Annotated in this window: 9 protein-coding genes; 1 reads left to right on the top strand and 8 read right to left on the bottom strand. The window is 66.0% G+C overall.

Annotated features, from left to right (window positions below; all coding sequences use genetic code 11):
- Positions 1–15: 15 nt before the first annotated feature.
- A complete protein-coding gene (locus ACAM55_RS15005; RefSeq protein WP_369652324.1) occupies positions 16–510 on the bottom strand; it encodes an Lrp/AsnC family transcriptional regulator in 495 nt (164 codons plus the stop codon).
- A 65-nt stretch (positions 511–575) separates the two neighbouring features.
- Between ACAM55_RS15005 and ilvB the strand changes: the two genes are divergently transcribed.
- Positions 576–2,369 carry a biosynthetic-type acetolactate synthase large subunit gene (gene ilvB / locus ACAM55_RS15000; protein WP_369652323.1) on the top strand — a complete coding sequence of 598 codons (1,794 nt, stop codon included), beginning with the start codon at positions 576–578 and terminating at the stop codon, positions 2,367–2,369.
- Between the two features lie 67 nt (positions 2,370–2,436).
- Here ilvB and ACAM55_RS14995 read toward each other — a convergent pair whose 3' ends face one another.
- From ACAM55_RS14995 to ACAM55_RS14965, 7 genes are all read right to left on the bottom strand, one after another.
- Entirely contained in the window at positions 2,437–3,444 is a 1,008-nt protein-coding gene (locus tag ACAM55_RS14995; protein ID WP_369652322.1) for an alpha/beta fold hydrolase, read from the bottom strand.
- 113 nt (positions 3,445–3,557) lie between these two features.
- Positions 3,558–4,034: a MarR family winged helix-turn-helix transcriptional regulator gene (locus ACAM55_RS14990; RefSeq protein WP_369652321.1), complete on the bottom strand. Its 477-nt coding sequence runs from the start codon at positions 4,032–4,034 to the stop codon at positions 3,558–3,560.
- Between the two features lie 144 nt (positions 4,035–4,178).
- Positions 4,179–9,380 carry a beta strand repeat-containing protein gene (locus ACAM55_RS14985; protein ID WP_369652320.1) on the bottom strand — a complete coding sequence of 1,734 codons (5,202 nt, stop codon included), beginning with the start codon at positions 9,378–9,380 and terminating at the stop codon, positions 4,179–4,181.
- 178 nt (positions 9,381–9,558) lie between these two features.
- Positions 9,559–11,286: a hypothetical protein gene (locus ACAM55_RS14980; RefSeq protein ID WP_369652319.1), complete on the bottom strand. Its 1,728-nt coding sequence runs from the start codon at positions 11,284–11,286 to the stop codon at positions 9,559–9,561.
- A 22-nt stretch (positions 11,287–11,308) separates the two neighbouring features.
- Positions 11,309–12,964 carry an ABC transporter ATP-binding protein gene (locus tag ACAM55_RS14975; RefSeq protein ID WP_369652318.1) on the bottom strand — a complete coding sequence of 552 codons (1,656 nt, stop codon included), beginning with the start codon at positions 12,962–12,964 and terminating at the stop codon, positions 11,309–11,311.
- Complete coding sequence (locus tag ACAM55_RS14970) at positions 12,961–13,776, bottom strand: ABC transporter permease (protein ID WP_369652317.1); 816 nt, start codon at positions 13,774–13,776, stop codon at positions 12,961–12,963. Before ACAM55_RS14970 ends, ACAM55_RS14975 begins: the two co-directional genes overlap by 4 nt.
- Positions 13,776–14,720 carry an ABC transporter permease gene (locus ACAM55_RS14965; protein ID WP_369652316.1) on the bottom strand — a complete coding sequence of 315 codons (945 nt, stop codon included), beginning with the start codon at positions 14,718–14,720 and terminating at the stop codon, positions 13,776–13,778. The genes ACAM55_RS14970 and ACAM55_RS14965 overlap by 1 nt, the downstream gene beginning before the upstream one ends.
- Positions 14,721–14,725 lie beyond the last annotated feature (5 nt).

Below are 14,725 nucleotides of genomic sequence, written 5' to 3'. Positions count from 1 at the left end.
GCGGCCTCGGCCCGGTCAGATGACGGGCACGCTGGTTTCCTTCAGTACGCGCAGCACGAAGTGCGACTTGCTGTGGCGGATGCCCGGAATCTTGTAGAGCTTTTCGCGCAGCAGCCGTTCGTAGTCGCGCGTGTCGCGCACCGCGATGCGGATGTAGTAGTCGTAGTCGCCCGACACGAGGTACGCCTCCTGGATCTCCGGAATGGTTGCGAGGACGCGGCCGAAGTCGTACAGCGTTTCGTCGGTGTGGCTTTCGAGCGTGACCTGCACGATGACCGAATCGTGATAGCCGAGCTTGGCCGGATCGACGTCGATGGTGTAGCGCTTGATCACGCCCTGGGCTTCGAGCTTCTTGATGCGCGTCCAGCAACTGGTGGGCGACAGGCCGACCTCGTTGCCGATCTCCTGCAGGGTCTTGCGCGAGTCGAGCAGCAGCACGCGCAGGATCGCCATATCGATCTTGTCGAAAGATCCTTCTTCGTTGGCGGGTGTTTTCCGAAGGGTTTTCATGAAATTGGTCGAAAGAGCCAAAAGAAAGAAGCAAATTTTGCATCAGAACCGGAAGAATCGACGGCATGCGACTGCTCGACCTTTCTCCGACTTCTCCTCCCACCCTGCAACCCGTGGCCACCGCGGATACGGCCCGTGTGCGCAACGGGGCCGAGGCCCTGCTCGACACACTGGTCGAATGCGGCGTCGACACGCTTTTTGGCTACCCGGGTGGCGCCGCGCTGCCGCTCTATGACGCGCTCCATGGCGAACCGCGGCTGCGCCATGTGCTGGTGCGGCACGAGCAGGCCGCGGTGCATGCCGCCGAGGGCTATGCGCGCACCACGGGGCGCGTGGGCGTGGTGCTCGTCACTTCGGGGCCGGGGGTGGGCAACACCATCAGCGGCCTGCTCGATGCGATCAGCGATTCGGTGCCGCTCTTGTGCATCAGCGGGCAGGTCGCGACGGGGGTGATCGGCACGCAGGCCTTCCAGGAGAGCGATGCGCTCGGCATGTCTCGTCCAGTGACCAAGTGGAACCAGCAGGTGCGCGCGGCCGACGATGTGCCGCAGCTGGTGCGGCGCGCGCTGGAGATTGCGGCTTCCGGGCGGCCGGGGCCGGTGCTGCTCGATGTGCCGAAGGATGTGCAGCTCATGCGCCTTGGCCATGGTGCCACTGCCAGGCCGCTGCGCGCGGTCCGCACGGGCAGGGCGCCGCTGCCGCCTCGGGCCATGCTTCAGCGCGCCGCCGATTTGATCGCGACGGCGCGCCGGCCGGTGCTTTATGGCGGCGGCGGGCTGATCAACTCAGGGCCGGCCGCATGCGAGGCCTTCGCACAGCTGGTGCATCGGCTGCATGCGCCGTGCACGCTCACGTTGATGGGGCTCGGCGCCTTTCCGGCGTCGAACCCGGAGTTCATCGGCATGCTGGGCATGCACGGCATGCTCGAAGCCAACCTGGCTATGCACGAGGCCGACCTGGTGGTGTGCGTGGGTGCGCGTTTCGACGATCGCGTGACCGGCAAGCTCGACGAGTTCTGCCCCCACGCGCGCAAGATCCACATCGACATCGATCCGGGCAGCATCAACAAGGTCGTGAAGGTCGACGTGCCGATGGTCGGCGATTGCGGCGCCATCGTCCAAGCCTTGCTCGCGCTGCTGCCCGCGAACGACTTTGCGCCAGAGCGCCTTGCACCCTGGTGGCAGCGCATCGAACGCTGGCGCGCGCAAGATTGCCTCGGCTTCACGCCGAGCGCTGACGCCATCCTGCCGCAGCAGCTGATGTCGTCGCTGCAGCGCGCCATCGCCGGTCGCGACGCCATCGTGTCGACCGACGTGGGCCAGCACCAGATGTGGGCCGCGCAATACCTGCGCTTCGATCGGCCGCGGCGCTGGCTCACTTCGGGTGGTGCCGGCACCATGGGCTACGGATTGCCGGCCGCGATCGGCGCGCAGGTTGCGCACCCCGGCGCGCTCACGGTGTGCGTGAGCGGCGATGCCTCGGTGCTCATGAACATCCAGGAGCTCTCGACGGCCGTGCAGCACCGCACGCCGGTGAAGCTGGTGCTGTGCAACAACGGCTACATGGGCATGGTGCGACAGTGGCAGGAGCTCAACCATGGCAACCGGTTGAGCCACAGCTGGAACGAAGCGCTGCCCGATTTCGTGGCACTGGCCAAGGCCTTCGGCTGGGGAGCGCGGCGCGTGTCGGACCCGTGCGAGCTCGAGGCGGCGCTTGCCGAATGCCTGGCCAGCGAAGGACCGTTCTTTCTCGATGTGCAGGTCGCGGCGCAGGAGAACTGCTTTCCGATGATGCCGGCGGGGTGTGGGCACCACCGGGTGATGCTCTCGAAGGATCGCTGGTACGAAGAAGGGGCTTGAGGTCTTTCCCCCTCTCCCAGAGGGAGAGGGGGAAAACAAGCCCCAGCTACACGCCCTGTCGGAACGCTCAGGACTTGATGAACGCCAGCAGGTCGGCGTTGAACTTCTCCTTGTGCGTGTCGGTCAGGCCGTGCGGCGCGCCGGGGTAGACGATGAGCTTGTTGTTCTTCACCAGCTTGGCCGAGGCCAGGCCCGAGGCGCCGATCGGCACGATCTGGTCGTCGTCGCCGTGGATGATCAGCGTCGGCACGTCGAATTTCTTCAGGTCTTCGGTGAAGTCGGTTTCCGAGAATGCCTTGATCGAGTCATAGGTGTTCTTGTGGCCGCCCAGCATGCCTTGCGCCCACCACGAGTCGATCAGGCCCTGCGAGACCTTGGCGCCCGGCCGGTTGAAGCCGAAGAAGGGACCCGAGGGCAGGTCCTTGTAGAACTGCGAGCGGTTCGCGAGCTGCGCTGCGCGCAGGCCGTCGAACACTTCCATTGGCAGGCCACCGGGGTTGGCGGCGGTCTTCAGCATTTGCGGCGGCACGGCCGAGATCAGCGCGGCCTTGGCCACGCGCTTGGTGCCGTGGCGGCCGATGTAGCGCGCCACCTCGCCACCGCCGGTCGAGAAGCCGACCAGGATGGCGTTCTTCAGGTCCAGCGTTTCGATCACCGTGGCCAGGTCGTCGGCGTAGGTGTCCATGTCGTTGCCGTTCCAGGGCTGGCTCGAGCGGCCGTGGCCGCGGCGGTCGTGCGCCACCGCGCGGTAGCCCTGCGATGCCAGGAACAGCATCTGCGATTCCCAGCTGTCGGAATTGAGCGGCCAGCCGTGGCTGAACACGACGGGCTGGCCTGAACCCCAGTCCTTGTAGTAGAGCTGGGTGCCGTCCTTGGTAACGATGATGTTGCTCATGGTCTGATTTCCTTTCGAAGAGGCGTGAACCGCGCCGGCTTTCGGCGCGGCGGAGGAGGCGGCGGATACCGCCTTGGAAAAGCCGGTCGCCACGAGGGCTCCGGCTGCAATGGAAGCGCCGCCGGCCAGCAGGCTGCGGCGGGTCGGGGTGGCGGTGAGATTCTTGCTGTTTGCGGACATGGTGCGTTCCTTTTTTGACGTCGTGGTTAATGCAGATTAAAACTATCGTTCGTATTTATATCGCGTACGATATAAATGGCAAAAAGAAGCAGGAAGGCGGATGCGGCAAGCCATCACGCGTTCCTGTCGAGGTTGGAACGCAGCGTTCGCAACTGCGTGCGCAGCTTGACGATGTCCTTTGGCGGCAGCTCCATGGCCTGGGCGAGGCATGAAGGAAGAGCCTTGGCCTTGCCGCGAAGTGCGCGGCCTTCGGCGGTGAGCGACACGATCACCTGCCGTTCGTCCGTTGCCGAGCGCACGCGCTGGATGAGGCCGCGCGCTTCGAGCCGCTTGAGGAGGGGAGTGAGGGTGGTCGTCTCGAGCGCGAGCCGCGCGCAGATCTCGGACACGTTGATGGCGTCCTGCTCCCACAGCACCAGCATGACGAGGTATTGCAGGTAGGTGAGGTCCAGGTCGCGCAGCAGGCCGCGGTAGACCTTGTTGAGGCTCAGCATCGTCGAATAGAGCGCGAAGCAGAGCTGCTCGTCCAGCGCCAGCGAGTCGCCCTGGGGGGCGTCGGCGGACTTGGCGGGGAGCTGCTTGGAAGGCATGGACCGGATGATATATCGCATGCGATCTAATTGCAAGCGATAGGCCGGCAAGTGCCTACCGGGTAACTCCTGCGTTTGTACACCTGGCGCAGGCCAGATAAGAAGGGGCAGCATTTCTGCCGCCCCCCCTTGCCGTGGAGCGCGCTACGCGATCGCTTCTGGCTGGTTGGTTGTGGCGATCAGGTTGGCGATGCCATCGATCTCCAGGTGGACGTCGAAGTCGAAGTTCGCGTAGTCGGCATCGCCGTCGATCAGCTGGCCTGCAAAGTTCAGGTCCACGTCCGAGTTGATGGTCGTTTGTGTGATCACATCGATCTTTATGATCTTGAACACATCGTTGTCCGCCGTATCGGCATAGTTCGAGCCGGCCGCGGTCAGGTTCACCGCGTTGTGGGTACTCAGGCTGACGCCCGTGCCGGTGAGGTCTTCGGTGCTGCTCAGGACCTGCACGCCCGCGATCTGGTAGGTGGCACTGTCGTAGTCGTCCTCGCCGATGCTGACGATCTTCGTGCCTCCTCCGGCCGATTGATAGTCCGTCGCGGAGTTGGCGATCAGCAGCCGGGTCGTGGTGGTGTTGGTTGATGCATCGAACAACTTCAAAAGGATAGCCACGTCTTCACCGTCCGTGATCTGATCGATCGTGATGTTGATCGCGTCGGCATAGGCCTTGTCCGTGCCGACGATCGTCGCGTTGGGCCGTTGCGGCGGACTCGTCAGGTTGGGATCGCTCACCGGATTCGACCTGTAGAAGTCGAAGTTCAGCAACTCGCCAGCCTGGACGGTGTCGGAGTTGACCCCGAGGGTGTTGGTTGCGACGTTGACGAAGGCCTTACTCTCGCTGGTGAAGATTTCGCCCGTCGCAAACGCGTGATCGTTGCCCGACATCAGATCGCCGGTGTCGCTCGGAGGCTTGGCGGAACTGGCGGACAGCACGCCGAAGAAGTCGCTGCTGTACTGCTGAACCACGATCTCTGGTGAGTTGTTGCCTTCGGTGTCGTAGTTGAAGGAGGCCTGCGGCGAGCTCGTGGAGAACGTCGTTTGTCCACCGATGAGCTGATCCATGTCAAAGGCGAAGGTACCGTCGGTCTTGTTGAAGACGACCGTGCCGGTTGCCGCCTGCGTCGTGGTCGACGTGGGCCCCGGGTAGTAGTTGAAACTGAAATGGTAGGTGACCGAGGTGGCATCTTCCGCAAAGTGCGTGACGGCCGCGTCGGTGATCGGCCGGCCGCCGCCGGTCGTCCCGGTCAGGCCAGTCAGCACGATGCCATCGGTCGACGCGTTGTCCACGTCGTCGGCGCCCACGGAGAAGTTGTAGGTTCCGGCAATGGGCAGGCCGTCGTTTGCTCCGGTGAGGTCGGAGATGGCGGTCACCGTCGGGCCGTCGTCATCGAACCGGATGTTGGCGCCGATGTTGAGCACCTTGGAATCGCTCGCCGTATCGCCATCCCCGTCGGTGATCGTCACCGTGTTGGTCAGGGTGATCAGCGTGTCGGTCAGCGTGGCCTCCTGGGCCGCATAGTTCGACCCCACGCCTGGCAGCGCGTGGTCGATCTCGGCGAACTGCTGCAAGGTCACCGAACCGGCCGCGCTGACGGCGAGGTCGAAGATGGTGTTGCCCACGGTGATGCCAGCCTCGGTGGCCGAAGTCGATCCGATGGCCTTGCCGGCCACCAGGTACAGCCTGATGGTGGCGCCATCGCTCTTGAGCCCGGAGTCGCCGCCCTGCGTGGCCACGCCGAGTGCGAAGCTCGAAGTGGTGGTGCCCGGCCCGTCGGCGCCGTAGCTGCTCGATGTCACGCCGAAGGCGGTCGAGAAGTCCTGCGTGTCGGAGTCGGTGGCCGCGCCGATGGTGTCGGCGTCCTGCGTGTTGAGCACCGCCGTGTCGGTAGGCGCTGCCAGCACGACGGACGGGCCATCGTCATCGAACCGGATGTTGGCGCCGATGTTGAGCACCTCGGAATCGGTCGCGGTGTCGCCGTCCCCGTCGGTGATCGTCACCGTGTTGGTCAGGGTGACCAGCGTGTCGGCCAGCGTGGCCTCCTGGGCCGCGTAGTTGGACGAATCACCCGGCAGCGCGTGATCGATCTCGGCGAACTGCTGCAGCGTCACCGAGCCGGAGCCACTGACGGCGACGTCGAAGATGGTGTTGCCCGCCGTGATGCCGGCTTCGGTGGCGGACGTCGAACCGATGACCTTGCCGCTCACCACGTACAGGTAGATGGTGGCGCCATCGCTCTTGAGCCCGGAGTCGCCGCCCTGCGTGGCCACGCCGAGTGCGAAGCTCGAAGTGGTGGTGCCCGGCCCGTCGGCGCCGTAGCTGCTCGATGTCACGCCGAAGGCGGTCGAGAAGTCCTGCGTGTCGGAGTCGGTGGCCGCGCCGATGGTGTCGGCGTCCTGCGTGTTGAGCACCGCCGTGTCGGTAGGCACTGCCAGCACGATGGACGGGCCATCGTCATCGAACCGGATGTTGGCGCCGATGTTGAGCACCTCGGAATCGGTCGCGGTGTCGCCGTCCCCGTCGGTGACCGTCACCGTGTTGGTCAGGGTGACCAGCGTGTCGGCCAGCGTGGCCTCCTGGGCCGCGTAGTTGGACGAATCACCCGGCAGCGCGTGATCGATCTCGGCGAACTGCTGCAGCGTCACCGAGCCGGCCGCGCTGACGGCGACGTCGAAGATGGTGTTGCCCGCCGTGATGCCGGCTTCGGTGGCGGACGTCGAACCGATGGCCTTGCCGGCCACCAGGTACAGCCTGATGGTGGCGCCATCGCTCTTGAGCCCGGAGTCGCCGCCCTGCGTGGCCACGCCGAGTGCGAAGCTCGAAGTGGTGGTGCCCGGCCCGTCGGCGCCGTAGCTGCTCGATGTCACGCCGAAGGCGGTCGAGAAGTCCTGCGTGTCGGAGTCGGTGGCCGCGCCGATGGTGTCGGCGTCCTGCGTGTTGAGCACCGCCGTGTCGGTAGGCGCTGCCAGCACGACGGACGGGCCATCGTCATCGAACCGGATGTTGGCGCCGATGTTGAGCACCTCGGAATCGGTCGCGGTGTCGCCGTCCCCGTCGGTGACCGTCACCGTGTTGGTCAGGGTGACCAGCGTGTCGGCCAGCGTGGCCTCCTGGGCCGCGTAGTTGGACGAATCACCCGGCAGCGCGTGATCGATCTCGGCGAACTGCTGCAGCGTCACCGAGCCTGAGCCACTGACGGCGACGTCGAAGATGGTGTTGCCCGCCGTGATGCCGGCTTCGGTGGCGGACGTCGAACCGATGACCTTGCCGCTCACCACGTACAGGTAGATGGTGGCGCCATCGCTCTTGAGCCCGGAGTCGCCGCCCTGCGTGGCCACGCCGAGTGCGAAGCTCGAAGTGGTGGTGCCCGGCCCGTCGGCGCCGTAGCTGCTCGATGTCACGCCGAAGGCGGTCGAGAAGTCCTGCGTGTCGGAGTCGGTGGCCGCGCCGACGGTGTCGGCATCCTGCGTGTTGAGCACCGCCGTGTCGGTAGGCACTGCCAGCACGATGGACGGGCCATCGTCATCGAACCGGATGTTGGCGCCGATGTTGAGCACCTCGGAATCGGTCGCGGTGTCGCCGTCCCCGTCGGTGACCGTCACCGTGTTGGTCAGGGTGACCAGCGTGTCGGCCAGCGTGGCCTCCTGGGCCGCGTAGTTGGACGAATCACCCGGCAGCGCGTGATCGATCTCGGCGAACTGCTGCAGCGTCACCGAGCCGGCCGCGCTGACGGCGACGTCGAAGATGGTGTTGCCCGCCGTGATGCCGGCTTCGGTGGCGGACGTCGAACCGATGACCTTGCCGCTCACCACGTACAGGTAGATGGTGGCGCCATCGCTCTTGAGCCCGGAGTCGCCGCCCTGCGTGGCCACGCCGAGTGCGAAGCTCGAAGTGGTGGTGCCCGGCCCGTCGGCGCCGTAGCTGCTCGATGTCACGCCGAAGGCGGTCGAGAAGTCCTGCGTGTCGGAGTCGGTGGCCGCGCCGACGGTGTCGGCATCCTGCGTGTTGAGCACCGCCGTGTCGGTAGGCGCTGCCAGCACGACGGACGGGCCGTCGTCCTCGAAGACCATCATGGAGCCGACTTCTCCCGTCGCCTGCACGGTCTGGGGAAGACTGAATCCACCGATGTCGAAACTGGCGTTGAAATTGTTGTCGGTCGAGCCGACGTTTTCAATCAATACGCGATTGTGGTCGGCACTCGTCTGGTATTCGATCACATAGCCGGCCTTGATTCCGCTGATCACAGCGGTGTCGCCGCTGAGATCAATGGACAGGCCCGTCACCAGGTTTCCGGCCGAATCACGGACGACGACCGAGCTGATATTGACCGCCGTATTATTCTGAAGGTTGTCCACATAATTGTCGCCAGTCGCCAGCACCGTCGTAAAGGCACTGATCTTGAGAGTGGCCGCTTTATTGGGCTGCAATTGCGCGACCTTGAAAGCTGCCGAACTGGTGCCGATAAGCCCGGTGAAATCGATGTTCGATTCTTCGTCGGCCTCGTTCTGATCGAGATTGGGAACCGTGTTGTCGATGTTGGCACCCGTGACGAAAGTGAAATACATCCCTTCGGCAGGATTCTTGCCGCCGGGAGGATCAATCATCTGGTTGTTGGTACCCAGGCTCGTGAGCCCGCCGCCCTGACTGGAATTGACCGTGTCCCCGCTGTTGAAATTGACGCCGGCCGATTCATTCGCCGGATTCTTGCCAGTCACGACGATGGCGGCGCTCGCATCGCCGAACATCGCGAACAGGTTCTGGCCTGAGGGCACATTGGAAAATGAAAACGCGCCATCCGAGGTGACCGAAACAAACATCTTGTCCGCGAGATTGACGGGGTCGTCCGGGTTCGAAGCATCCGGATTCGATATCGCTTCATATTGAACCGTCCAGAGCTTGGCGCCCGTCACCGGGGTTCCCGTTTCCTCCAGGTAAGCCGCGAACACGACGACATTCAGAGCCGTTTTCCCATAGACGATGTTGTTGTTGGTTGTGTCGGTGTACAGGAAGATATCTTCGCCGTCGGTGGTATTGAGGCCGCTGTCGACGCCATTGAGCGGGGCGCCGTTCGCGTCCGTGAATGAAACATCGGTGACGGTGCCGGACACGCTGAATGTGAATGCGTTGGTGCCGGTATTGGTGCCGTCATAGCCGCTCAGCGCGGCGTTGATGGCGGTTCCTACGCTCTGCGCTGTCAGGCGACTGCTGAAGGCCGTCGGCAGCGAGCTTGCGGAAATGTCATTGTCGTTACTGTCCCCCGCAACAGCGGGTGTAGCGGCAAGGTTCTGCAAAGTGGCGGATTCGTCAAGAGTAACGGTCGAGCCGGCCGTCATATTCAACGCAGGCATAAAAACCTCCTTGGTCGGAAAATTACGCCGTTAGGAGCAGTGCAACTTCGAGGAAGGCGCTGCCCGCCAATCAAATTGGCAAGAGATCGATGCTGAACCGCCAGCCTGTGCCCTGTCCATAGGCCGGAAGTTGTCACCCAAAGGATGACGCGCAGGGCCGACGGACGAGCATTGCGCGTCAGGAGTGCCCGTCCACCCGCATCTGGAAGAGAAAGTAGGGCGGTATGCAGGCCCCGCGACCTTCGGGTTGGCCCTCGGCCTGGGCGCAGATGAAGTCGTCGCGACAGGGCTGCTGCGCCGAGCAGCTGCGCAGGTTGCCGGGCCGCGTGTGCTTGCCCAGGCATTCGCCAAAGGGCTTGTTCGCCGCCAGACACTGGTTGAAGTCGCTGAGGATGGCGATGCCGCCGCAGGTGCCGTTCTTGTCGAGCGGATCGCAAGGGCCCGAGCACATGCCGCCGGGAAAGCCGACCGAGGTCTTCTCGCACACGGAGAGCGCACCTTCGCAGGCAACGCGCGGCAATTTCTCGGCGCGGTCCAGCCACGGGTTGGCGGATTGCGTGATGCGGGCGGGCTCGCAGCTCGCGCCGACCGTGGCCTTTTCGGGCGCGGCGTTCGCGTCGTCGGCTTCGGCGAGCGGCCGGAACGGATCGGGTTGGGGCGTCGAGAGCGCGGCATGCACATAGCGGCCCCGCCGCGCCAGTTCGTCTTCCAGGTGGGGCGAATGCGGCAGCGCCAGTGCGTTGCCCGCCGTGAAAGTGCGCGATGCACCGCGCCGGTCGACACCGAGCAAATGAAAGCCCGCGACCGCGCGGCTCTGGTGGCAGCCCACGCAGCTGAGATCGTCGAGGCGGCGTAGCACCGCCTGCGGCGATTGCAAAGTGCGGCTGTCGGGCACGGCCTGCCATTCACGGGCTGAAAAAATCTGGGCGAACGGCCGATTGGCCAGCCGTTCCAGTCCGTGCGGCGCCACCGAGATGGCTTCGGTCGCCAGGAACTTATCGGGCAGCAGCAGCGTGGCTTGGTCCAGTGCGCGCAGGTTGGCGGGCTGCCGCAGCCACTGCTGCAGTTCCTTGCGCAGCGGGGCGTTGGTCTTGAGCCGCGCGACATCGGGCGTGTTTTCGAGCGTTGCCACATCGAAGCGTTGCGCGCCGGCATTCCAGCGGAAAGCACGCAGCATGTACTCCGCATGGCCGCCGAGGTCGGGCCGCACAGCGGAGGGCCAGCGCACGCTCTGCAGATTGGTCGTGATCTGCGCGATGCGTGCCGGCGCAAGGCGCTGCGGCGCCAGCGGACCCTCGGGCGATATCAGCCAGCGGCCGAGCGCTTCGTCCGTCATCGAAGGCTGCGGTGGCTGCCAGCGTCGCGCGGTGCCGGCGCAGCTGCCATCGACGTCGGGTGCGTCGCCTCGCAGTTCGACATTGATCGTCATCGGCAGACGCGACTGCATCGCGGGCGTGCGATAGGCGAGCCGGTACACCAGCCGGGTTTCGCCACAGGCGCCGTTCTGGAACGGCCGGCGGTCCATTCGGTTGGCAACGCCCACGAGCTCGAAGAAGGCATCCGGGCTCGCGAGCCAGCGCGCATCGAACAGCCGGTGCGGATAGCGCGAGATCCCGACGCCGGCCTGCCGGTCGCCGCGCTGGATGCGAGCGATGCTGTTGCCGAGCGGCGTGGCGATGGATTGCCAGGCTGATGAGCGCATCAGCGCCTGGTTGGTCGTGATGCCGTCGGCCGAAGCGGGTGCTTTGCCGAACCAGTGGGCGAAGCCGGCGCCGGATTTTTCGGCGACGTGCAGGGCGGCCGGGGCGGTGACGAGCAGCACGGGGTCCGCCGCTCGCGCCATGGGCGCGGCGAAGGCGAGGGCCAACGCGAGGCCGGCAGGCAGGCTGTGTTCGAAGAGCGGCACGCTGGCGATTGTGCCGCGCCGCTCACGCGAAGATTTTCTCGGCGAAGGGCTCCTTTTCGGGCGAGGCGAGCGGCCGCGGCGTGGCCTCGAGCAGTGCCCGTGTGTAGCCATGGCGTGGCGCATCGAACACCGCGTCGCGCGTGCCCTGTTCCACGATGCGGCCGCGTTCCATCACGATGACGCGGTCGGCAATCTGCTCTACCGCGGCCAGGTCGTGGCTGATGAAGAGGCAGGCGAAGCCGTGGTGCGCCTGCAGGCTCTGGAACAGGCGCAGCACCTGGGCCTGGATGGTCATGTCGAGGGCCGAGACAGGTTCGTCCGCCACCACGAAAGCGGGGCGTCTGACCAGGGCCCGCGCAATCGCCACCCGCTGTCGCTGGCCGCCCGAGAGCTCGTGCGGGTACCGCGCGCCGAGCTGCTCCAGGCCCACTTCGTCGAGCGTTTCATGCACGCGGCGCACACGCGCCTGTGCATCGAGTTCGCGCACGTGGCGCAGCGGCTCGGCCACGATGTCCTGAACGCGCATGCGCGGATCGAGCGAGGAGAACGGGTCCTGGAACACGAGCTGGCACGCCAGGCGGAAGCGGTGCAGCGCCGCGCGGCCGGCGCCGCGCACGTCTTCGCCGCGAAACAGGATCTGGCCGTCTTGCGACGCCGCCAGCCGCAGAATCGCGCGGCCAAGCGTGGTCTTGCCCGAGCCGCTGCCGCCCACCAGCGCAACCATCTCGCCCGCATGGATGTCGAGGTCGAGCGAATCGATCACGCGCTGCGGCGGGTGGCGCCTGAACAGGCCCGCGCGTGCGCCGGGGTAGCTCACGCTCAGGCCGCGCACCTGCACCAGCGGCTGCGGGGGCGTGGCGGCGGGTGGTTTGCCTGCCTGGCGGCGCGGCAATGCGTCGACCAGCTTGCGGGTGTAGGGCTGCTTCGGCGCAACCAGGATGCCGGGCACGTCGCCGGTCTCGACCAGCCGGCCCTTCTCCAGCACGATGGCGCGCTGCGCATAGCGCCCCACCAGGCCGAGGTTGTGGGTGATCAGCAGCACGGCCGTGCCCTGGTCTTTCGCGAGGCCCACCATCAGGTCGAGCACTTCGCGCTGGCTCAGCGTGTCGAGCGCGGTGGTCGGCTCGTCGGCGATCAGCAGGCGCGGCGCGAGCAGCATCACGCTGGCCAGCATGATGCGCTGGCGCATGCCGCCGGAGAACTCGTGCGGATAGGCGTCCATGCAGCGCTCGGGCTCGGCGATCTGGACGCGGCGCAGCATGTCGAGGCAGCGCGTGCGAATCTCGGCTGCCGGGAGCGTGCCGTGCATGCGCAGGCCTTCGGCCATCTGCTCGCCGATGCGGTGCACCGGGTTGAGCGACACCATCGGCTCCTGGAACACCATGCCGATGCCCGGCCCGCGGATCGGGCGCATGGCTTTCACGTCGCGCGTGCTCAGGTCTTCGCCTTCAAAGACGATGCGGCCCCCGGTCTGTGCGATGCCGGGCGGCAGCAGCTGCAGGATGGCCCGCGCGGCCATGGTCTTGCCGCTGCCGGATTCGCCGACTACCGCGAGAAATTCGCCCGGGTGCACGTCGAAGGAGAGGCCGTGCACCAGTGTCTGGGCGCCGCCGTGCAGTGCGATGGTCAGCTGCTCGACCGAGAGCACGGGCCGTGGGCTTGTCGATTCGGAGCTCATGACGATTTTTCCGTCCGTGGGTCGAGCCGGTCGCGCAGCGATTCGCCCAGCAGGTTGATGCCCAGCAGCGTGAGGGCGATGCACAGGCCCGGAACGACGCAGAGCCAGATGGCCGATGCCATGTACGGCCGCGCGCTCGAGAGCATGTTGCCCCAGGTGGGCGCGGGCGGCGGCACGCCGAGGCCGAGAAAGCTCAGCGCGCTTTCCGACAGCAGCACCCAGCCGAACATGCTGGTGGCGAGCACTGCGACGGGCGCAATGCAGTTGGGCAGCACGTGGCGCCACATGGTGTAGGCCTCGGAGTTGCCGATCATGCGCGAGGCCTCGACGTATTCGCGCTCGCGCAGCGACAGCACCGTGCCCCGCACCACGCGCACCACCGAAGGGGCATAGGCCAGACTCAGCGCCAGCACGATGCCCCACTGGTTGGCACCGACGATCACCATCACGCCCAGCGCCAGCAGCAGGCCCGGAAAGGCCAGCAGCGCATCGTTGAGCGCCATGAGCATGCGATCGGTCCAGCCGCGCACGAAGCCCGCGACCACGCCCGCCAGCAGGCCGATGGAGGTGGCCAGCACCACCGTGAGCAGCGCGACCAGGCAGCTGGTGGAAGCGGCGCGCATGGCGCGGCTGGCCACGTCGCGGCCGAACTCGTCGGTGCCCAGCCAATGCGCGGCCGAAGGCGGCTGCAGCTTGCTGCGCAGGTCGATGCCCAGCGGGTTGTAGGGTGTCCACACCGCGGCCACCAGCGCCATGGCCAGGAGCCCGGCCACCAGCGCGCCGCCGATGAGGGTATGGGTCTTGAATTTCATCACTGCACGGACACTCGCGGATCGAACAAGGGGTAGCACATGTCCACGATCAGGTTGATCACCACGTAGATGCAGGCCGTGAACAACAGGCAACCCTGCAGCACCGGGTAGTCGCGCGCGAAGATCGAATCGATCATCAGGCGGCCGAGGCCGGGCAGGGTGAACACGGTCTCGAGCACGGCGATGCCGCTGAGCAGGTGGCCGAGGATCAGCCCGATCATGGTGAGCGTGGGATTGAAGGCGTTGGGCAGCACGTGGCGGCGCAGCACCTGGCTTTCGGGCACGCCCTTGGCGCGTGCATGCGTCACGTATTCCAGCCGCAGGATCTCGATGGTGCTGGCGCGCGACATCCGCGTGAGCACGCCGGTTTCGACCAGCGCGAGCGTCACCACCGGAAGAATCACGTAGAGCAGGCCCTGCGTGAAGTTCTCCGCCATGGGCACGTAGCCGACCACGGGCAGCCAGCCCAGGTACTGGCCGAAGAACATGAGCAGCAGCAGGCCGAGCCAGAAGCTGGGCACCGAGAGCATCAGCGTCGATGCGCCGACGATGGCCAGGTCGGTCGCGCGGTCCTTGCGCCAGGCGGCGACGAGGCCCGCGGGCACGGCGATGAGCGTGGCAATGGCCACCGCCGCCAGCACGATGACGGCGCTGACCTGGAAGCGCTCCAGGATCAGCGGCAGCACCGGCAGGCCGTTGGTGGTCGAAACGCCGAGGTCGCCCGCCAGCGCGTGGCGCAGCCAGACGAGAAACTGCGCCGGCAGCGGCTGGTCGAGTCCCATCTGCCGGCGCATGAGTTCGAGCTGCGCGGGGTCGGCGCCTTCGCCCAGCATGAGCTGGACCGGGTCGCCCGGAATCAGCCGCATCAGCGTGAAGACCGCGACGGCGACCAGCAGCAGCGTCGGGACCGTCATCGCGACCCGGCGCAGGATGTAGGCAGGCATGGGCG

Source organism: Variovorax sp. V213, from assembly GCF_041154455.1.
GTDB lineage: Bacteria > Pseudomonadota > Gammaproteobacteria > Burkholderiales > Burkholderiaceae_C > Variovorax.
The sequence above is the reverse complement of the archived record's forward strand: the minus strand, read 5'-3'. Positions and strand labels throughout refer to the sequence as shown.